This is a genomic window from Sphingobacterium paucimobilis HER1398 (genome assembly GCF_000416985.1).
Classification (GTDB): domain Bacteria; phylum Bacteroidota; class Bacteroidia; order Sphingobacteriales; family Sphingobacteriaceae; genus Sphingobacterium; species Sphingobacterium paucimobilis.
Map to the genome: position 1 here is coordinate 367,528 of NZ_ATDL01000022.1, position 21,207 is coordinate 388,734.

At 40.1% G+C, this 21,207-nt stretch carries 21 protein-coding genes; 9 read left to right on the forward strand and 12 right to left on the reverse strand.

Annotation, left to right across the window (positions count from 1 at the left end; genetic code table 11):
* Positions 1-15: 15 nt before the first annotated feature.
* A complete protein-coding gene (locus M472_RS43220; RefSeq protein ID WP_021072212.1) occupies positions 16-1,092 on the reverse strand; it encodes an NAD(P)H-dependent flavin oxidoreductase in 1,077 nt (358 codons plus the stop codon).
* Positions 1,093-1,198: 106 nt separating this feature from the next.
* Here M472_RS43220 and M472_RS43225 point away from each other — a divergent pair, with 106 nt between their 5' ends.
* The 5 genes from M472_RS43225 to M472_RS43245 all read left to right on the forward strand — a co-directional run bounded on the left by M472_RS43225 (position 1,199) and on the right by M472_RS43245 (position 5,543).
* The gene (locus M472_RS43225) at positions 1,199-1,774 is read left to right on the forward strand and encodes a Crp/Fnr family transcriptional regulator (protein WP_021072213.1); all 576 of its coding nucleotides are present in this window, start codon (positions 1,199-1,201) and stop codon (positions 1,772-1,774) included.
* A 62-nt stretch (positions 1,775-1,836) separates the two neighbouring features.
* Positions 1,837-2,313 carry a carboxymuconolactone decarboxylase family protein gene (locus tag M472_RS43230; protein WP_021072214.1) on the forward strand — a complete coding sequence of 159 codons (477 nt, stop codon included), beginning with the start codon at positions 1,837-1,839 and terminating at the stop codon, positions 2,311-2,313.
* Positions 2,314-2,374: 61 nt separating this feature from the next.
* Positions 2,375-3,622: a putative DNA modification/repair radical SAM protein gene (locus M472_RS43235; protein ID WP_021072215.1), complete on the forward strand. Its 1,248-nt coding sequence runs from the start codon at positions 2,375-2,377 to the stop codon at positions 3,620-3,622.
* A 1-nt stretch (position 3,623) separates the two neighbouring features.
* Complete coding sequence (locus M472_RS43240; RefSeq protein ID WP_021072216.1) at positions 3,624-4,394, forward strand: TIGR03915 family putative DNA repair protein; 771 nt, start codon at positions 3,624-3,626, stop codon at positions 4,392-4,394.
* A gap of 165 nt (positions 4,395-4,559) precedes the next feature.
* Positions 4,560-5,543, forward strand: coding sequence for a diaminopimelate dehydrogenase (locus M472_RS43245; protein WP_021072217.1), 984 nt, complete (start codon positions 4,560-4,562; stop codon positions 5,541-5,543).
* 81 nt (positions 5,544-5,624) lie between these two features.
* Here M472_RS43245 and M472_RS43250 read toward each other — a convergent pair whose 3' ends face one another.
* A complete protein-coding gene (locus M472_RS43250; protein WP_021072218.1) occupies positions 5,625-6,413 on the reverse strand; it encodes a DUF3575 domain-containing protein in 789 nt (262 codons plus the stop codon).
* Between the two features lie 300 nt (positions 6,414-6,713).
* Between M472_RS43250 and M472_RS43255 the strand changes: the two genes are divergently transcribed.
* Complete coding sequence (locus tag M472_RS43255) at positions 6,714-7,157, forward strand: KTSC domain-containing protein (protein ID WP_021072219.1); 444 nt, start codon at positions 6,714-6,716, stop codon at positions 7,155-7,157.
* Positions 7,158-7,245: 88 nt separating this feature from the next.
* Here the strand turns inward: M472_RS43255 and M472_RS43260 are convergent, their stop codons facing one another.
* Positions 7,246-9,114: an endonuclease MutS2 gene (locus M472_RS43260; RefSeq protein WP_031302076.1), complete on the reverse strand. Its 1,869-nt coding sequence runs from the start codon at positions 9,112-9,114 to the stop codon at positions 7,246-7,248.
* Between the two features lie 481 nt (positions 9,115-9,595).
* Between M472_RS43260 and M472_RS43265 the strand changes: the two genes are divergently transcribed.
* Complete coding sequence (locus M472_RS43265; protein ID WP_021072221.1) at positions 9,596-10,429, forward strand: sulfite exporter TauE/SafE family protein; 834 nt, start codon at positions 9,596-9,598, stop codon at positions 10,427-10,429.
* An 84-nt stretch (positions 10,430-10,513) separates the two neighbouring features.
* Positions 10,514-10,915: a DUF1634 domain-containing protein gene (locus tag M472_RS43270; protein WP_021072222.1), complete on the forward strand. Its 402-nt coding sequence runs from the start codon at positions 10,514-10,516 to the stop codon at positions 10,913-10,915.
* Positions 10,916-11,125: 210 nt separating this feature from the next.
* On the opposite strand, the gene M472_RS43275 is transcribed toward M472_RS43270, so the two are convergent.
* From M472_RS43275 to M472_RS43310, 8 genes are all read right to left on the reverse strand, one after another.
* On the reverse strand, positions 11,126-11,443 hold the full coding sequence (locus M472_RS43275; RefSeq protein WP_021072223.1) for a DMT family transporter: 318 nt from the start codon (positions 11,441-11,443) through the stop codon (positions 11,126-11,128).
* Between the two features lie 75 nt (positions 11,444-11,518).
* A complete protein-coding gene (locus M472_RS43280) occupies positions 11,519-12,079 on the reverse strand; it encodes a Crp/Fnr family transcriptional regulator (protein WP_021072224.1) in 561 nt (186 codons plus the stop codon).
* Positions 12,080-12,187: 108 nt separating this feature from the next.
* Positions 12,188-12,652, reverse strand: a complete 465-nt coding sequence (locus tag M472_RS43285; protein WP_021072225.1) for a GNAT family N-acetyltransferase — start codon at positions 12,650-12,652, stop codon at positions 12,188-12,190.
* Positions 12,653-12,655: 3 nt separating this feature from the next.
* Positions 12,656-13,318 carry a CatB-related O-acetyltransferase gene (locus M472_RS45925; RefSeq protein ID WP_031302078.1) on the reverse strand — a complete coding sequence of 221 codons (663 nt, stop codon included), beginning with the start codon at positions 13,316-13,318 and terminating at the stop codon, positions 12,656-12,658.
* 158 nt (positions 13,319-13,476) lie between these two features.
* The gene (locus tag M472_RS43295) at positions 13,477-14,232 is read right to left on the reverse strand and encodes a porin family protein (protein ID WP_021072227.1); all 756 of its coding nucleotides are present in this window, start codon (positions 14,230-14,232) and stop codon (positions 13,477-13,479) included.
* Between the two features lie 13 nt (positions 14,233-14,245).
* Entirely contained in the window at positions 14,246-15,535 is a 1,290-nt protein-coding gene (locus M472_RS43300) for a TolC family protein (RefSeq protein ID WP_021072228.1), read from the reverse strand.
* An 11-nt stretch (positions 15,536-15,546) separates the two neighbouring features.
* The gene (locus M472_RS43305; protein WP_021072229.1) at positions 15,547-18,645 is read right to left on the reverse strand and encodes an efflux RND transporter permease subunit; all 3,099 of its coding nucleotides are present in this window, start codon (positions 18,643-18,645) and stop codon (positions 15,547-15,549) included.
* A 46-nt stretch (positions 18,646-18,691) separates the two neighbouring features.
* Positions 18,692-19,840 carry an efflux RND transporter periplasmic adaptor subunit gene (locus tag M472_RS43310; protein ID WP_021072230.1) on the reverse strand — a complete coding sequence of 383 codons (1,149 nt, stop codon included), beginning with the start codon at positions 19,838-19,840 and terminating at the stop codon, positions 18,692-18,694.
* Positions 19,841-20,379: 539 nt separating this feature from the next.
* Here M472_RS43310 and M472_RS43315 point away from each other — a divergent pair.
* Positions 20,380-20,841 carry a MaoC family dehydratase gene (locus tag M472_RS43315; RefSeq protein ID WP_021072231.1) on the forward strand — a complete coding sequence of 154 codons (462 nt, stop codon included), beginning with the start codon at positions 20,380-20,382 and terminating at the stop codon, positions 20,839-20,841.
* A gap of 56 nt (positions 20,842-20,897) precedes the next feature.
* Here the strand turns inward: M472_RS43315 and M472_RS43320 are convergent, their stop codons facing one another.
* Positions 20,898-21,158 carry a hypothetical protein gene (locus M472_RS43320; protein ID WP_144062808.1) on the reverse strand — a complete coding sequence of 87 codons (261 nt, stop codon included), beginning with the start codon at positions 21,156-21,158 and terminating at the stop codon, positions 20,898-20,900.
* Positions 21,159-21,207 lie beyond the last annotated feature (49 nt).

A 21,207-nucleotide genomic window follows, 5' to 3' on the forward strand; every position in this document is an offset into this window, starting at 1 on the left:
TTGCCTAAAAAATACTTAGATCTTGTATCCCCTATAGCGTTCTACGTCGGCCAACAACTCTTTCAGGATATCTGCTGTCGATCGCTCACTAAACCGAGGCAATGATTGTCCCATCCATAGATTCAAGAAATCTACTTTTTCATTACGTTTTGCTACAGCACGAAGCACTCCCGTAATTTTATTTTGATAGGGATAGGGAAGAATGTAACCACTATCGTCTATCGCGTCTGTAAACGTATTCTTTATTCCCCGTGCATATCTACCAGAGAAACTCTTTGTAAGAATAACATCACCTTCCTTAGCACTAATCAATCGTTGTTTTTCAAAATATTTCAGGGAGCTTTCAGCAGAAGCACATAATAAACTTCCGATCTGAAATCCTTTTGCACCCAAAACCTGAGCAGCTAATATTGTTCTTCCGTTGGATAGACCTCCTGCATAGATTAAAGGTACATCTACCGTATCATACAGCTGCGATAATAGCGAAAATCCTCCAATCTGTGGAATCTCCTCATCAACAAAGCTACCTCTATGGCCTCCGGCTTCGATCCCCTGCACACAAATAAGGTCGATACCGGATTTTTCTAAAATCTTAGCCTCCCGCACACTGGTACATGTACCAATCAATATACACCCCACAGCTTTGAGACGTGCAATACTGGTTTCATCTAAGTTTCCAAAAGTGAAACTGACAATCTTGCACTTCTCTTCAATAGCAACGTCCACTAGGCTATGATATTCATTGATCTTGAATGCGGATAGTTCAGGAATAACAACTTCAATGCTATGCTGAGCTGCAAAAGTCTCTAAAAATGCTTTGACCTCTCCATATTTCCTTACTAATTCGGGGGTAACTTCTGGTATGCGATGCACAAATAAATCAACCGCAAAAGGCTTGTCGGTAAGTTTCCTGGTCGCTCGAATCACCTGTACCGCTGCATCCGCATCGATATCAGCCAACGCTAATGAACCCAAACAACCAGCTTGTGTTGCTGCCACTGCCATATCTACGGTAGAAACCCCAAACATCGGTGCTTGTATCAATGGATATTGTATTCCTAATAATTGTATAAATTCCTTATCCCAATGCATATGTAAAAGATTACTTATCGCCTAATAAAGGTGTTCCTACAAAAATAGTACTATTTCGCTCAAGCTTCATTCCTTCCAAACAAACATTTTTAACGTATCTTGCATCATGACAAAAGATTTATTCCAACATATCAATCAATTTGTAAAAGTCGAAGAAGAGGAATTTATAGAGATGATTTCCTATTTTGAACACGAAGTCTTTCGTAAAAAAGACCTTGTGATGCAGCTAGGTGAACACCATCCCAAAGAATATTTTGTCGTAGCAGGTTGTCTTCATATGTACTTTATAGATCCACAGGGAATAGAACATACGGTTCAATTTGGTTTGCCAAAGTGGTGGATAGCAGACTACCTCGCCCTTCAAAGGAAACAACCTGCCGAATTTTATATACAAGCCGTAGAAAACACCCAATTATACAGCATTACCGCAACAAAAAGAGAAAAATTACTAGCCGCTTTCCCAAAGATGGAGTCTTACTTTCGAACAGTATATCAGATTGCTTACGGTGCCTTTCAAACTCGCATGAAATACATCTTGAGCTACAGTAAGGAAGATATATATCTTCAGTTCAAAGATGCTTTTCCTGACTTCGTAAACAGTGTTCCACAATACCTCATCGCGAGTTACCTCGGACTTTCGGCCGAGTATGTCAGTAAACTAAGGCGTAAAATCACTTCTTGAACCTGTTCAAGTTTTTAAACATGTCATAACTGTACCTTTGATATATCAAAAAATAATAGATCATGGCACAACGATTAAACTACAGTTCATTCATTCCTGCGACCTATGGCAAACTCATAGAACTAGATACCCTAGCAGGCAATTCATCATTAGACAATCTTCTTATACATTTGGTACGTTTGCGGGCATCCCAAATAAATGGGTGCTTATTCTGTGTCGATATCCATGCTAAACAAGCTGTCCGTGATGGTGAAAACCGTCTTCGTTTATTACATCTCACAGGCTGGCAAGAGTCCGACCTATTTTCAGAAAAAGAGAGAGCTGCCCTGTTATGGACAGAAGCTTTGACACGCCTTAGCCCAGAAAGCACGAACGACAACCTATATCAATCGGTAAAAGCACATTTCTCTGATGCAGAGATTGCTCAATTGACGATGATTATTACTCTTATCAATGCGTTGAATCGCTTTGGTGTGGGATTCCGTGCACAACCTGGCACGTTGGATAAAATATTGGGATTGGATGGCGTAACGCTATAAAAGAGAATTAAAGATAAAATAATACACCAAAAATACTAATAATATTAGTATTTTTGGTGTTATGGAAAGACTCGAAGAAAAACTAAAAATTCTTGCTGATGCCGCAAAATATGATGTGAGTTGCAGTTCATCGGGATCCAAAAGGAAAAATACAGGAGGTATAGGTGATGCCTCCTATTCAGGGATTTGTCACACCTATACAGAAGACGGACGATGTGTATCCCTTCTAAAGATACTTTTGACCAATCATTGTATCTATGACTGCGCTTTCTGTGTCAGTAGACGTTCAAACGATATTCAACGGGCAGCTTTTACTGTCGAAGAAGTTGTACAACTAACAATGAACTTCTATCGGCGCAATTACATCGAAGGACTATTCCTGAGTTCCGGTATATTCAAAAATGCAGACTACACTATGGAGCGGCTACTCCGTATTGCCAAAAAGCTTCGCACCGAAGAGCGCTATAATGGATATATACATCTCAAGACTATCCCTGGAGCAAGCGAAGAACTCATACAGCAAGCCGGGCTATATGTAGACAGGATGAGTATCAATCTGGAGCTTCCTACAGATGCTGGATTAAAACTAGTAGCTCCAGAAAAGGACCACGATTCAGTTAGAAAACCGTTGGCTTTTGTGAACGACAAATTAAAACAATATAAAAACGAAAAAAAGAGCCTCAAACATATCCCTTCTTTTGTTCCGGCAGGACAAAGTACACAAATGGTAATTGGTGCAACTCCCGAGAACGACTATGAGATTATGCAGGTGGCTGACGATTTTTACACCAACTATAACTTAAAAAGAGTCTACTACTCCGGATATATTCCGATTGCAAATACAGATAGTCTACTCCCGCAAATAGGAACGAAACCTCCCCTTGTTCGAGAAAACAGATTGTACCAGACCGATTGGTTAATGCGTTTCTACGGATTTAAGATTCACGAGATTTTAAATCCTGAATTCCAGAATCTAGATCTAGAGATAGATCCTAAATTAAGCTGGGCATTACGTCACCCCCATCTGTTCCCAATCGATATAAACACAGCAGACTATTGGACTATTATACGCATCCCAGGTGTAGGAAGACAATCAGCAATGAAAATAATCCAAGCACGAAAATTTGGAAAACTCCGCGAGTACCAGTTAAAAAAAATGGGCATAGCCTACAATCGCGCCCGGCACTTTATGATATGTGCAGACTCCCTGATCACTTTGGGCGATATAAAAATGGAGAATGTGCGCAGGCATATTCTACAGGGCACACTTCATAACCAGTCTTCAGCAACACAACTATCTTTATTTTAGTATGATCTATAGTTACGACGGCAGTTATCAAGGACTTCTTACAGCTGTATTCACCGCTTTTGAATACAAAGAGTATAATGTAAAACTAGCGCTAGATTCTGAGCTACAAGGAGCCTTGTTTGATCAAATCAAACACATCAGCTCCGACGCTACCAAATCAAACCGTGTATATCAAGGATTATATAAAATACTTCCCCCAAACAAAGCTATGGACTTTTGGAGGGCTTTTCTTTCCGAAGACCCCGAAATACGGCAGACCATCTTCGAATTGATAATAAAAAGTTTTAAAAACGACATTACCATCCTTCAAAATTATGGTGACGAAAGGGTATTAAGATTCCACCAGGCACTACGAAAAGTCAATCGAGAACGCCATCGCATGAAAGCTTTTGTCAGATTCCAAAAAGATGCCACTGGGATGTACGTCTCCATCGTAGAACCGGACTTTAATGTCTTACCTTTAATCATTTCCTTTTTCAAAAACCGATATGCCGATCAACCGTGGTTAATATATGACAACAAACGCCAATACGGTATACTTTATGACCTGTACACAGTAACCGAAGTGACCATAACCAAAGAACAGTCAAAGGCATTACAACATCCCGCACAGCATATAGAAGTAGATGCGACGGATAGCCTATACACAAAATTATGGCAAAGCTATTTCAAAAGCACAAACATCGAAGCTCGAAAAAATCTAAAACTACACCTACAGCATGTACCCAAAAGGTATTGGAAATATCTGCCCGAAAAATTAAATAAAGATTAAAGCAACTGAAATCTGCATTCCCCCTTCTTTTTCCGAATGTATCCGTATGCTTCATATCCCAGAACTGCCTCATTCGATTCATGTCTCTAGGTGATTCAAAGGGATCATAAAAGTTTTTTTGTAAATTCGCTCCTTCAAACTTAAACACTAATTTTTAATCTCAACATGAACAATAAAGATATTTTGAAGATAGGTATCGTGGGATACGGCAACCTTGGAAGAGGCGTAGAAAAAGCAATCAAGCAGAATCCAGATATGGAACTCATTGCGATATTTACAAGACGACCTCCGGAGACACTGGATTGCGAAGGCCCTGCTATCGCGATGGACTACATAACAGACTATCAGGACAAAATAGATGTAATGATACTCTGTGGCGGTTCGTCTACGGACCTCCCTGAACAAGTATTGGAAGTTTCTAAGTTATTTAATACCGTTGACAGTTTTGATACACACGCCAAGATACCCGAATACTTCGACAAAGTAAACGATTGTACCAAAGCATCTAATACGTTAAGTCTTATTTCTACGGGATGGGATCCGGGCTTATTTTCCTTAGCAAGATTGATTGGACAGAGCGTACTTCCCGAAGGTGAAGATTACACCTTTTGGGGCAAAGGATTGAGCCAAGGACACTCTGATGCAGTGAGAAGAGTAACTGGTGTAAAAAATGGCGTACAGTACACCATACCTATCGAGAATGCTTTAGAACGGGTCCGCTCAGGTGAAAACCCAATCCTATCGACAGCCGAAAAACACAAACGTGTATGCTATCTTGTAGCAGAAGAAGGAGCAAATCAAGAGGAAATTGAAAAAACAATAAAAACAATGCCTAATTACTTTGCTGACTATGACACAACAGTCCATTTTATCAGTGAAGAAGAGTTGACAAAAAACCACAATACAATGCCGCATGGAGGAATCGTATTCCGTTCTGGCGTGTCTGGCAGTGGAGCCAAGCAACGTATTGAATTTAGTCTGACATTGGAAAGCAATCCTGAGTTTACAGCCAGTGTATTGGTAGCATGTGCTCGCGCAGTAGGCAAAATGGCTAAACAAGGACAGACGGGTGCCCGCACCGTATTGGATATCCCCCTCTCCTATCTATCTCCCAAATCAGAAGAGGAATTACGTCGCACATTGCTATAGAACGTAGCAACATGTGATAACATCATAAAAAATCGAGCTCTACTATTTCTAGTAAAGCTCGATTCCCTAGCTTATTCACGACTAAAACCGATAGCCGATAGATAATCCTGAACGAATACCAGCCCATGGACTGTTCGAAACTTTCACATCCACACCTTCTCCGTGTACTTCATAGTTCATCTTAACAGACACTGGCAGATCGGATAAAGCATCTTTGATATCATCTAATTCTTGTCGAACTTGCTGTTGTTCATCAGCACTCAGTTTCTTCTGTCCACTCAAAGTACCTTTTGCAAATCCATAGCCAGGTCCTATCAATCGCCAATCCAAATGCAAATTATCCATCAATCGGAAATTGAAACCTATCGAAAATCCGGCCGTATAAGCATTCAGATTTCCTTTAACAGGTATAGAACCGCTTTCTTTCAACGTTTGTCCTCCTGCTGACAACTCAAGATCATAATTTAGAGGTGCCTTCAAGGAATAATTTGCATACTTAAGGTATGGAGCGACGTAAAACCCACGAAACGGACCGCGTTTAGACGTATAAAATCTCGCCTCAGGGGTAATGGAAAAATTACCACTTTTAAAACCATCCAAAAATTCGTTTAAATCATCATTATCAACTACATCCCGAATCGTAGATAAAAAAGGCAACCCCTTACTTGGTCTAAAGCTCACGGTCCCACCTACAGTAATCCGTTCCTTAATCATACGCTCGTACTCGAATGCAAACTTCCCACTGATTAAAGGAAGTACATTCAGTTTAACCATGTTTTTCGGTTCATTATCACTTTGCTGAGCAAACACTCCCGTTTTTGCAGACAGCACAAAGATACTGGAAATAACCAGTAGAGATTTTAATTTCATATAATTGATATTTGGTTGGGCCAAATATAAGTAATACAAAATAATCTAGCCATACCCACAACTGGGTATTTACATATTGACATCACTAAACAGATTCGCAAGCAATATCATTAAAGAAACAGGACAAAATAATGCGATTTCAACGGCAAATCACCAAGTTTTCATATGTACCCCTCTTAAAAGTAACCTTTCAAAAGTAAGATTTATTTCCTTTCGAAAGCACATCCTGAACGCCCTGATTTCGTATATTTTTTATGAAACCATACATTATAGTACAAGAGATTAACTACCTTTGCCCCCATGAAAAAAATAGCGGATTACAGAAGACTATTGGACGTGGATAGCAAAGTTGACCTTACCACATTGAAGGCACGCTACCGACAAATTATGAAGGAATGTCATCCGGATCGATTTGCCAATGATCAGGAAGGCCTAGCAGCGGCAGAAGAAAAAAGTAAAGAAATGATAGAAGCCTACCATTTTTTGGTAAGTATATGTCCAGAAACATTGAGTAATCAGCTACCTATATATCAAGATACCATAACGAACTCAGCAATAGTAGACTTTGAATGGGAAAGTCAGATATTGACGATCACATTTTTAAACGGCAGCAAGTACGAATATTTCAGTGTACCGAAAAACGAGTATATCAAATTTGTCAATGCAGATTCGCCGGCTCGTTTTGCGAAACGTCACATATACCCCAAATACACCTACAGAAATATACTAAAGACCACTGCTTAATACCATAAACCCCATTATTTCAACTTCTACGGACTGAAATAATGGGGTTAATATAAATGGTCTAAAAGTCGTCTAACACTCTTTATCCCTAGTCAGAGGCTAGTTCAAGACGAATCATCTTGATATTGCTCTGAAGCTCACCAAAAGCAACTTTTCCTAAGCTACCCTGTATTTCCATTAAGATACCCACGATCTGTTGTCCTTTTACACGCACCTTATCTCCCTTCTTTAACGACCGTATCGTATTATTTTTCAAAGCATTATCTACAATTATAATATCAGTGAAAATTTCTTCGGCAATCTGCACTCCAACTGTCTCCACAGTATCCTGAACCACCTCAGTAACCACGCCTTCCAGTGGATCCGTCAATACGAGATCTACATCAACCACCTTATGCGAAGCTTCTAATAATACATCCTCGGGTAGACCTATACGTCGTGCTACTTCAAAAGCGAAAGCACTTCCAGCAGTACCGATAGCCAGCTTATAAAGAGGACGCATACCGACAAGGTCATACAGCATCGCTGCATTTCTGACGCCTTCTGTTTGATAGGCATAGCGTTTCAAATTCTGAAAGTGCGTGGTAATCAATCCAAAACTTCTTTTCGAGTTAAATCGTTCCAATAAGGTCTCAGCTATAGCACCACCAACCTGTGGTTCGGTTCCACCGCCAAACTCATCGATAAGAATAAGGCTTCGATCATCATGATACGATAAGATGTTACGCATATGCGTGAGATGAGAAGTATAAGTACTCAAACTACTTTCCAGACTTTGACCATCCCCAATATCCAAAAATAGGCGTTCGAAGATACCTCCTTCAGCATTCTTACCAACAGGGACTAAAATCCCACATTGAAGCATGTACTGTAATAAAGCCGTAGTTTTTAGACAAAGCGATTTACCTCCAGCATTAACACCCGAAATAATCAAAATACGGTGTTCTTCCGTAAGATAAATCCCCAAAGGCTCAGCTCTCTTATTTTCTTGCCGCAACATCATATCCAGTAAAGGATGTATGGCCTGGTGCCAATAAATGTGTGGTCGATTTTTCATCGATGGCATTACGCCGTTGATACGTATAGCAAAAAGCGCTTTGGCTCGAATAAAGTCAATCGCTCCCATAAAACCGTAGGCATGCATTAATGCCATCAGTTCTCCTCGTACCAAATTGGTAAAAACCGTTAATAGACGAGCGATCTCCCGTCTTTCGTCGTTTTCCAATTCGTGTAGCCTGCGACTAGCTTCTACGACAGTTTCGGGCTCTATAAAAAAAGTCTTACCACTGCCGGAACTATCCCGTACCACCCCTTTAATCTTACGTTTATTAGATGCATTGACTGGGATCAAGAAGTGCCCACCTCGCATATCAATAGGCACATCTTTAGCCACAAGCCCCTGACTCTGTGCACTTCGAAGTGCTGTCTGTATACTTCTGACAACATCTTTCTCCGCTTCTATTTTACGCTTGCGGATGGTAGCAAGGTCACGGGAGGCATTGTCCCTAATCTGTCCAGTTTTATCAAGAAGCTTCCCGCCCTCCTCAAGGATGGTAGGAAAAACAGCAACTTTATCTGCTAGTTTCTTAAGCTCAGGATAAACAGCCTCTGTTGTCGATAAAACAAAGAAGTCGACAATCGATGTTATTGTTTCCAAAGAATTTACTAAATCTCCTACCTCTTCCGCCGATAGCCAGACAGACAAGTCTCTTTCTACGCCAATCAGTATATGGCGCATATCCAAAAAGTAAGCTGTAGGAAAATCCATCTTGGATTGAATGATTTGCACAAATTCATGGGTTTGTGCAAGATATGTTGTGACTGTTTCGTAATCCGACGAAAAAGACATAGCAAAAACTAATTCCTCCCCCAAGGGGCTCAGACATTTCGCAACTATATGTTCACGGATTGCATTAAAATTCAGCTTCTCTTCAAAGTTTTCCGGATAAATATTCATCTCAAATTCTAGTATAAATAGTCTACTCCACAACATAAACGTTGTAGATGGACAGTAAAAAAAATATATTATAAAAAATTGAGTGGGTCCATATCGAATCGGAGATCCTATACCTTATTGCTCGACAAAAGATAACAGTATGGTCTCGACACCCCTAGGCGTGGCGTGTAAAATTGCGATATGGTAATTATACGGAAAGAAACGACATGACAGACATTACTTAAAAATCAACGGCAAAGATAGCCTATTTTAGGAAACTCTCAAAGTAGTAAAATCGAATCGCACAAGCTTACTTCTTCCCGTTCTAAAAAATCAAGAAAATCAAACATCTTATCGGATTCTTATACACTAGGCATGTAACAATTGTATTTATTCTACTGCCTTTGTTTTAAAAACAATAAAAACCCACTAAGTTTACCTCGACTTTAGGGCCACTTAGTTTTATAGCACATAAGCTATCGAATCCCATAAAACGATAAATATGACAATACTTACTTTTACACTGATTTTATTCCTCGGAACCTTCATTGCTGGATTACTTGGCTCGCTCACGGGACTGGGGGGAGGTGTCGTCGTTATTCCACTCCTTACCCTACTGTTTCATGTTGACATACGTTATGCCATAGGCGCGGCCTTACTAGCTTCCATTGCTACATCCTCAGGTGCGGCCACAGCTTATGTAAAAGAGGGAATTACCAACATAAGATTGGGAATGTTTTTAGAAATAGCGACTACCATAGGAGCCGTCGTAGGCGCACTGATTGCCATATACATGCCGACCAATACCATTGCTATAATTTTTGGGGTAGTACTTATTTTCTCTGCAATCATGACATTGCGTAAGAAAAACGAACACGCTTTAGCGGGAGGCTCTCCCCTAGCCGAAAAACTAAAACTCAATAGCACCTATCCTGTAGATGGTCAAAAAGTACCTTACAAACTTACAAACATAGTCGGAGGGTTCTCTCTGATGGGTGTAGCTGGAGTACTATCCGGACTACTCGGTATAGGGTCAGGATCCCTAAAGGTATTGGCAATGGACGGACTAATGAAAATCCCCTTTAAAGTAAGTACAACGACAAGTAACTTTATGATTGGTGTGACCGCAGCAGCATCGGCAGTCGTATACCTACAGAGAGGTTATATGGACCCAGGAATTGCTTTCCCTGTCATACTAGGCGTACTCTGCGGAGCTATAACAGGTTCAAAACTTCTAAAAAAGATGAATCCAAAAACATTACGTTTGATATTTGCCGTAGCCATCACCCTAGTTGCATTACAGATGATCTATAATGGTGTCCAAAACAAGTTTTAAATCCACCGAACTGTAAGCTCATCAAATAAACAGACAGATTCATCCATGCTATAAACAAATAGTATTCGAATAACTAAAACATATATGAAACAAGTATTCTCAAAACATTATTGGAATGATAAAGATATATCGCTCTTAGTAGGACAGATTCTCCGTATTGGAGTTTTATTGGCATCCGTTACCCTAATAATAGGCGGTGTACTTTATTTAACAGTACATGGAAAAGATCCTATACCCGACTATACCAAATTTATAGCAGAAACAAATGCTAACACCACCTTATCAGGGATAATAGCGGGTGTCATGCAGATCAATGTACCACAGATTATACAACTAGGCGTTTTACTTCTTATCTGTACCCCCATTGTTCGCGTGATCGGATCATTAGTTGGATTTATTATCGAAAAAGATACGATGTATATTATCATTACGCTTATTGTTCTAAGCGTAATAGCAGGAAGTATAATCAGTGGTTTAAAAGGTTAAAAACACAGGGAAACATAAATATAATTTCAACACATCCTCTTATATCCAAATTAAATACTATGTAACAACAATGAAACAAAACAAATATTAACAAAGCCTTAACACTTCAAATCAGATTTCTGGCTTATATTTGTGTATTCATAATTTAGGTTAATAATTGGTTAGTTAAGAACGCCTGTAGCTCCCCGCTATAGGCGTTTTTTATGATTATTAAAAGACTTTCAAGCCAACGATTCCCACAACAATCAACACCGCAGAAAGCAGTCGAAAAACACTGGCAGAATCTCCAAAAAATGTGATTCCAACCAATAATGTCCCTACGGCCCCTAATCCTGTCCATACCGCATAAGCAGTACCTATTGGAATAGCTTTTTGAGCATAGAACAATAAACTTCCACTAATCGCCATAGACACTATAGCCAACAGTATCCATCCGACCTTATTACCTTCTCCACTTTGAGCCATTTTTAACCCCAAAGGCCAACCAATCTCAAAAATACCCGCAGCAACCAATGCAATCCAATTCATTTTCAAATAGTTAAATTATACACCACAAAAATAGAGTCCAAAAAGGCAACATTTTTTGATGTATATCAAAATCAACTAATATCTTCGGATTCGGCTCAATGTCTCCTGAGTAATGCCTAGATAAGACGCAATATGTCCGAGGTTGATACGAGTTAGCAGTCTAGGTTGCAAGCGGATCAATGACTGGTATCGTTCGGAAGCAGATTCGATATGGAGCGAAATACTACGTTCTTCTAAAATCACGCAAACCTCTTCAGCTATCTTACGCCCGATGAGGTTTAATTCGGGATACATCCGATACAATTCATTTAGATCCTCTACAGAAATAGCATATACCTCAGAATCCTCTAAAAACTGTATATTCTCAAAAGAAGGCCGATTCGTATACACAGGGAGTATAGAACCGAAAATCTGATTCTCTTCACCAAACCAAGTATTCACCTCCTTGCCATCACGATAAAAGTAAGCCCGGATCAAGCCCTTTTCCAAAACAAAATAACTTGACAATACCTGTCCTGATTTCAGAAAATGATCATGCTTCTTCTTAAAAAAGTGCTTGGTTCTCTCCTCAATAGCTGTTTCCGCCTCTGAACTGAGAAAACCATATCTTTTAAACTGCTGAATAATGGGATTCATCCAAAATAGTTAAACATTCCACGAAGCCTAAAAGTAATCATAGATCAGGAAATAAAAAAACTACGTTTGTCTAAACGTAGTTTTTTTAGGTGGATAGTCAACAGTATACTACAGCATCATACGCATAGACATACTGAACGGAATAAGGCCCTCTCGTTGATAAAGAGCTATTGCTGCAATATTGCCTGTCAAAACAGTAAGTTCGAAATAATCCACCTGATTAGATTTCCCCCAATCTTTGACCTGTTCAAGAAGCAACTTCCCAATTCCCTTACCTTGCATCTCTTCCGCTACAATAATATCCATAAGATACACAGATCTCAGAGGCTTCAAACAATTATAAGGATCAGTGGATTGTATCTGAGCGACAGCCAAGCCACACACAATCCCTTCCTTTTCATACACAAAGCCAATAAAATTGTCTTCACCTGCAATGATTTTCTTTATAAAAGTTTCATCCTGTCTAGCAGCATTCATATAGTTCGGTTCATAAACCGCCATCTGCTTGAACAACGAAAGGTAAAGCGCATCGAGTGCAAAAAGATCAGTCAATTCTGCTTTTCTGATATTCATATATTAGTCTTTAGAAAGTACACCATTAGCCTCATAAGCCTGAACCTGTCTACGTAGTTCTGATATATCTGCCGAGGTCAGATAAGGGCGAAGTGCGCCAAACTTAGCACTAGACCATTCATACATACGAAGAGCCAGCAGTTCCTCAACGACATCCTTCTCAAAACGATACCCAATAACCTTCGCCGGATTTCCACCTACTATCGCATACGGAGGCACATCTTTGGTTACTACAGCAGCTGCGGCAACTACAGCTCCTTCACCGATATGAACACCAGGCATAATAATGGAACGAATACCAAGCCAGGTTCCGTCATCAATACGGGTATCTCCTTTCTGCTTATAAGATTCCAAAATCGATTCCGCAAAAGGATACAAACTGAACCAATCTGTACGATGGGTATTATTCCCTCCCATTAAGATAAGCACCTCGGCACCTATGCATACATAATTGCCAATATACAATTGATCAATATCCCAGATAGGTTCCCAGTTGGCGACACTGTACTGGTCACCATATAAATAACGTACCACACTTTCTTCAAACGAACCTGTCCAGGCGTTACTATAGTAACTTTTTGTCCCTCTAACATGGATATTACAATTTGTAACCACCTCATGTAGATATTCTACCTTTGACCAATGTTTCTCTGCTTTATCTTTCATATTGTTATTCATTGCACTGTATCCCTTTTCAAATCATCATCAATCACAACTTTCAAAAATACATCATTTCCAAAACAACATGATAGGCATTCTGTAGGATAAAGTATTCCTTTTTAAATATTTTCAGAGACCTATCCTACCGCAGTTGATTCCATTTTCTAAAGTGTATAAGCCAAGGAAAAAGAAAAGCCCCGATTATATATCCGTATACGATCTTTAGAATCACCAACATCGTAACTACTAGCATATTGGAACATACTCGATAATCCCTGCATATAATTAAGTCCCAACAAAAAACGACGATTCAGTTGCCAAGCTATCCCACCGTTAAACCCCATTTCCATCTTCTGCAAATACTTATTCTCCGATTCATCATCTCCAGCACTTCCATAAATCTGCTTATCCTTAAACCAAGTACCATCTTCTTCTTTACGTTGGATATCCGCATGCAACAAAGTACTGACATAAGGTCCTGCATAGACACGTACCGGACCGACCGCATAATTCAAATTAATAGGCGTAAGGACAATAGACTGCATAGCAATTCTTGAACTATAGTCTCCTCCATCATCAGCAAGAGATACCCCGAATTTCCGCTGGCTAAACATAAGCTCATGCCCCAATGCAAACCGCTTATTCAATGTTGTCCGAACAAATACTCCGGCCTGAAAACCTACTTTATAAGCAGACTCATCATTGGAAAATAAATAACCTATATCCTTACCATGTAGATTAGTATAATTTACGCCAGCTTTCAAGCCCCACGACACCCTGCCTACGGTCAACAAATCATCTGCAAAAACTGCAATAGAATCGACATCCTCATATCTTGTTGCAACCTGTGCAACCACCACCTTCTGGCCCAATAACAAACTAACTAGCCCAAGGAAAAGTATATTTCTTGTCACGTTCATAACCAATAATCTTTTAAAAATTAATATCCCAAATTCCCACTGCACGCTCCAATTCAACCAATGCAGCTGCGCAATTATACCGCGTTACATAATAGTTCTGCTGTACTTCAATATAGGTCCGCTGTGCATCTAGCAATTCCAACAAAGAACTCTCGCCACGTTGATAACTGTAGATTTTACCATCCAAAATAGCTTGTGCATCTGTTAACAGACCGGTTTCAAATTGTGCGACCTGCTTTTGAGCGGCCCGATAACCGTGGTAAGCTTGTGTCACTTCGCTTTGGATAACCAAAGTAGTTTGTTTATGTTCTTTCTCTGCCTGCAAAATTCCCCATTGAGCAGACCGGACCTCTGCGGGATGCTTATTGGAAAATTTGAGAGGTACACTGACACCGACCTTTACAGTAGTCATTGAAGGAGTAGGCGCTATAACATTATTCACATACGAGGCATAATCCATACCTAAGGAAAGTCCCAGATCTATTGCCCTATTTGCTTTAGCCAGTTTTAATAAACTTGAAGAAAGGTTCTTCTGCTGTAGCGCAGCCTGTAAATCTGCTCTATTCACCTTTGCGTCGCCGATTAGTTCACTTAATACAAAATCACGCCCCAGGCCCTTCAGATCACCGGTAGGATTCCAAAGAAAATCAATTTGGTCATCACCAAGAAGTGTCGACAAATCAGCTAGAGAGCTTTTCCATTCCGCTTCTGCAGCAAATACCTCATTCAACATTGTAGAGGCTTCCAGTTTGGACTGCCGTGCATCTACCTGTGAAATACTCCCCAGCCCATAGCGGATGCTATCCGCCTCGGATAGTTTCTTCATCTGTTCGTAGGAAGTTTGCTGTACGTCCAATAGCATCTTATTTTGCAGGGCTGTTAAATAAGCCAATGTGGCGTCAGCCCGTAAATTCCTAAAATAATCTTCCAACAGCAATTGCGTGAGCTGTACCTGTCCTTTGGCGACATCCATTCGAGCATGGCGTTTACCGCCAAGCTCAACAGTCCAAGATAACTCAGAAGCAAAACCATATCCCATCTTCATCCGTCGTTGCCCATTATCAGAAGCTTCAAACGACAATTCAGGATCTGGAAAAACCCGGGCCTGTAGAATTTCAGCCTCTGCAATATCGACATTAAACTTCTCTGCCGAATAAGCTAGGTTATTCTTTCCGACCAAACTTACAAACGTAGCATAATCGATATTTTTATAAGCAAAGGAAGGATCCAAGACCTGAGCCGACAGCTGCGTGCCGACAGATAGAAAAGCCAGGGCAAGTATGATATTTATATATTTATTCATCTCCGTATAATTTAATCCTGTTTAGAAGCCGTATAGTTTTTTCCCCATTTACGTTCCACCAAATAATACAATGCGGGCAAAGCAAATAAAGTAATAATCGTAGAAAACAATAAGCCATATACAATCACAGTAGCCAATGGACGCTGTACATCAGAACCAATCCCAGTAGCTAACGATGCAGGAAACAATCCGAGAACAGCTACCGTTGCCGTCATGAGGACAGGTCTAAAACGATGCGCCGCTCCCTCAATAACTGAGCGGGAAAGATCACATCCCTTTCGTCTCAGTTCATTAATATGTGATATCATAATCACCCCATTCTGAATCGCCACTCCAAACAAAGCAATGAAACCAACAGCCGACGAAACATTCAAAGACATGCCACGGACATTCAGGGCCAGCATACCTCCAAACAAAGCCAGGGGAACAATACTCATCAAAAGGCCTGCCTGACGGAACGAACCGAAGGCGCTGTATAGCAAAATAAACATGATAGCCAATGCCAGCGGCACTATAACAGCCAGACGTTCATAAGCCCGGTTCTGGTTCTCAAACTGTCCACCCCAGCTGATATGATATTTATCATGATCATACGTAACATTCTTATCAATTGCTTGCTGTGCTTCCGCTAATAAGGAATTCAGATCTCGGTTACGCACATTCAACTTCACGGTAAGGTGTCGTTTATTCATTTCACGGGTAATTGTACTTTCACCTGTACTTAAACGTACATCAGCAATCTGGGATAATGGAATCTTAGCGCCAGTTTGAGAAGTCAACATCAGGTTCGATATTTTTTCTGGTGTATTACGACTTGCTTCGCTATACCGACATATAATATCATAGACCTTATGTCCAATAAATAACTGGGATACAGCTTTACCACCAATGGCAACCTCAATCAATTCAGCGACATCAGATACATTAAGCCCATACTGTGCTATTTTATCGCGATCTGCATGAATCTGCAACTGAGGTAAAGGAGGCTCTTGATCAATATCCAAATCTACAGCACCGGGAATAGTAGCCAATGTCCCCAACACCTCCTCTGCAATACGTCGTGTTTCTTTAAAATCATCACCATAGACTTTGACTACTAACTCACTGTGCGCACCGGATATCTTATCCATCACCCCATCGATCATAGGCTGGGAGAACCCAACTGTAAATCCAGGCATACTATCATATACAGCAGCCAACTCGTCGATCAGGTCATATTTTGTCTTTCCCTTAGGCCATTCTTTATACGGCTTTATACCTATAGAAACCTCGAAATGAGAAGCTGTCCATGGATCTGTACCATCATCATTACGTCCTGCCTGCACCATAATATAAGTCACCTCATCAAATTCCATCGTTCTAGCACGAAGACTATCACTCATCTCGCTCGCCTTCTGTACAGAGATACCAGGAGGCAACTGTACCTGTAACCATATCGATCCTTCATCAAGAGGTGGCAGAAAATCTTTGCCCACCCGTACAGCCAAAAAGGAAGTGGCCGCTAGAATCAAAACTAAAGGAATAAAAACCTGCTTTGGTTTCTGCATGATACGATTTATACCTTTTGAGTAGGAGTCCGAAATCTTTTCAAGCCACTTATTATGATAGATTTTTTGTGGTTTTTTATAGATAACATAAGCAATACCAGGAATGACCAATAAGGCAACTGCCAGAGCCCCCAACAAAGCATATCCCACAGTGAATGCCATAGGCGTAAAAAGCTTCTTCTCTACACGCTCAAAAGCAAATAATGGCAAGTAAGCTGTGATAATAATAATCGTCGAGAAGAATACCGGCTTAGCTACCTCTGCTGCGCGCTGCGCTATGCTTTTTTCTTCCAATTCAAGATCTGGATTATCCTCACGCTTCTTGAGAATGGTCTCTAACATGACAATCGCACCATCCACAATAATACCGAAGTCGATAGCCCCTAGCGATAGTAGATTGGCAGGGATATCCGTAAAGTGCATCAGAATAAAGGCAGTCAACAGCGAAAGTGGAATCGTTACAGCCACCAAAAGAGCTCCTCTCCAGCTGCCTAAGAATACGATCAAAACCACAATAACCAACGCCATCCCTTCCAATAGAGTATGCGAAACGGTATTCAGCGTTGTATTAACCAGATCCGTACGATCCATAAACGTATGGATATGCACTCCTTCCGGCAATCCGCCATTATTCAATTCCTCTACAGCCTCATGTATGCCTTCCAATACAGAAGAAGGGTTCTGTCCTTTGAGCAATAGTACAATCCCCTCCAGACTATCCGAATAATCCCGCTCTCGGTCTGTATAGCCCAGTACTCCTTTCCGTTCCAACATGCCGTACTTAAGTTCTCCGATATCCTGTAAAAAGATAGGCACTCCCTTTTCAGATTTTACCACGATCTTTCCCAGATCTTCTAAATCCCGTACTAATCCGATACCACGCACGACATACCCCAACTCACCACGAGGAAGCACACTCCCTCCAGCATTAATATTGTTATTTTCGATAGTTTCAATGACCTCCGTCAGCGTTAGAGAATACTGCTCTAATTTTCGCGGATCCACCTCGACCTGAAATTGCGTCGTAATCCCGCCGAAATTAGTCACATCGGCCACACCTGACACCTGTTTGATACGAGGCATAATGGTAAAATTCTGTAAATCTGTAAGGGCTCTTAAATCGTGACCTCCTTTACTCTCTACAATATACCGATACACCTCACCTGTCGGCGAAGTAAGCGGGTCTAACCCAGGAACCGCATCATAAGGCAACTCGACCTCATTCAATCGTTCCTCAATTCGTAATCTAGCCCAATAATCATCAACACCATCCTGAAAAACAATAGTAATAATAGATAGACCGAACGTACTTTTACTACGCATAACATGCATTCCTGGAAGACCATTCAATGCACGCTCAACAGGAATAGTAATCTGTTGTTCAATCTCTTCTGCCGCCAGTCCTGGCACCTGAGTTACCACTTGAGACGTCACATCCGCAATATCCGGATAGGCCTCAACAGCAAGTTGCTTCCACGAATAATATCCAAAAAAAGCAATAAGTGTAAACAAAGCCACCATCACCCAGCGCTTAGCTACACCATTATGTATTAATTTATTCATCGCTTAATCCTTAATCTATAAACTGTTCACTATGTACACTTCAAGCCTAATAGCTTCTCAACATCAACGATCCACCACTCGTCACTATAGTCTCTCCAGCGTCAAGGCCAAACACGACTACAACACGTTCGTTAGAAGTTCCCGAAATATTCACTTCTCTTTTCACAAACTTGTTATCTCCCTCTTTTACAAAAACAAACTGCCTGTCATTAGCCTGGAATACAGCACTACTAGGTATAAGAATAGATTTCTGTGGTGTATCTCTAAAAAGTACCGTTACATACATACCCGGTTTAAGCTCATGATTGATATTATCACACTCTATCAATACCTCAACACTCCGTGTTTCTTCATCGACAATTTCATTAACGTGGTATACTTTTCCTTTTATCAACCGATCTGGATAGGCCGCAACTTTCACTTCCACCTCATCCAACTCGTGTATAAAACGAATATCCTTTTCCTTCACCTGCCCCACAATCCATACCTTAGAAAGTTCGGCGACCACCGCAATAGGTTCGGCATCCTCCTTCAAATATTGTCCGATTACAATATTATTATCGACAATCTCTCCTTTGATAGGAGATCTTACAATCATCGGCTTCCCAAGAGACATCTTCTCTGGGTTGACATTAAATATTTTTAAAGCAGATAAAGAGTTTGATAATGCAGATTTTTTAATTTCATAATCGGTTTCGGCATCCTCCAACTCCCGTTGTATCCCTACACCATTTTTTAAAAGATCTTGCTGCCGTTTCAAATTCAATTCTGCTTGACGAAATTCCTGACGGGCGTCAGTATATTCTTTCTCCGCATTAAAATAGTCTGGAGAACTCAATTCAAAAATCGGCGAACCAGGTTGTACCTTCTGTCCTAAACGAACAAATGACCGTAATATCCGACCTGCAAATGGAGAAGCAATCTCAGCATAGGCATTGGGGATCGTCCGAACCGTACCTGCGCTAGTCATTTCCAAAATAAAGTCTTCCTCTGCGACCGTCTCAAATCCCAACTTAGCGTAAATCGGAGATTCTGCGTTCAATAAGACCGCATCACCTTCAATACGGTAAGCCGCAGTCTCCCCCTGTTCTTCATTCTTTGTACTACTGCAAGAAAAAAGAACAAATAGATTGATTATGACCAATAATACCAGTTTTCCCTTTTTAAGACTGACGTCCCTAGTTGTAACTTTCATTGTTTTGCCTTTAATTGATTTTATATTCAAATTAGAATCTAATGCAAAAGTGATACTCTTGGTCTAGTTGTAAGGTTAGAGGAACAATAGAAAAATATTAGAAATTCATTAGATTCTTCCTGACACCATATAATATTTAGTTGCTTTGGACGTTATATAGATAATAAAAGCACGTGAAGATTGTTATTACAATATAACAGCACACAGATAAACGCTTTTTTGTAGGATCTGCAAAGTACGGACAAACGGTCCATACGAAAAAAGAAACGACGAAACAGAAAAAAAAGACATCTACAAAAAAGCTAGAAAGGGTTTAGATACATCTAAACCCTTTCGCTTTTTCTAAAATAAAAAATGTAATGTCAGCTCTTTTTTACCTTAGTAGGAATGTCTTTAACAAAATATCAAATACGTCCTAGAACCGAACCAGCGAGGGAAATGATTAAATTAGAAAAGAAATAACTTAGGCTAAGGAAAGTTTTGCTAACTTACACCAGAAATATTTACAACTATAAATATTAAAATACAACTTTCTTAAAATGGTAGTAATAAACAATTACGAGGAGTACAAATCGTTTGAAGGAAAACAGTTAGGCTCTTCCAATTGGCACAAAATCGATCAAGAGCAAATCAATAGATTTGCAGACGCCACGCTAGATCACCAATGGATACATATTGATCAGGAAAAAGCAAAAACAGACAGTCCCTTCAAAAGCACAATTGCACACGGTTACCTGACCCTTTCCTTGATTCCTTACCTCTGGAAACAAATCGCTGATGTAAGAAATCTAAAAATGGAAATCAACTATGGGATTGAGAATCTAAAGTTCGGACAGGCAGTATTGGTAGACAGCGAGGTACAGCTACAGGCTAAAGTAAAATCAATACTCAACCTTAGAGGAACTGTCAAAGCATCCATAGAAGCTACTTTAATCATCAAAGACAATCCAAAGCCAGCTTATGTAGGTGATGTCGTATTTTTATACCATTTCCAAGACTAAAAAGTACACTTGCAAAAGTAGGACAATCTCCTACTTTTGCTAAAGAATAATACCACTTACGATAAAGACATGCTCCGTAACGGAATTCCCATCAAGAAACTATCCAGTTCCTCACATTTAAAATTGTACTCATCCACCTTTCCAACAATCAAAGGTACTATATGCTCATTCGCCTCCACACGTAACACTCGATCTTCATCTTCTAGATCCAAGCTCACAATAAGAGGAGATTTCAGCGACTTTAATCCTTCCAATATGAGGATTTTATCGGTCAAAGTTTGGATATTTGTTTTGAAAACACTTACAAATTTATACATAGTCGTAATCGTTGTCATCGTTATACTTGAATAACTCACAACCCAAACA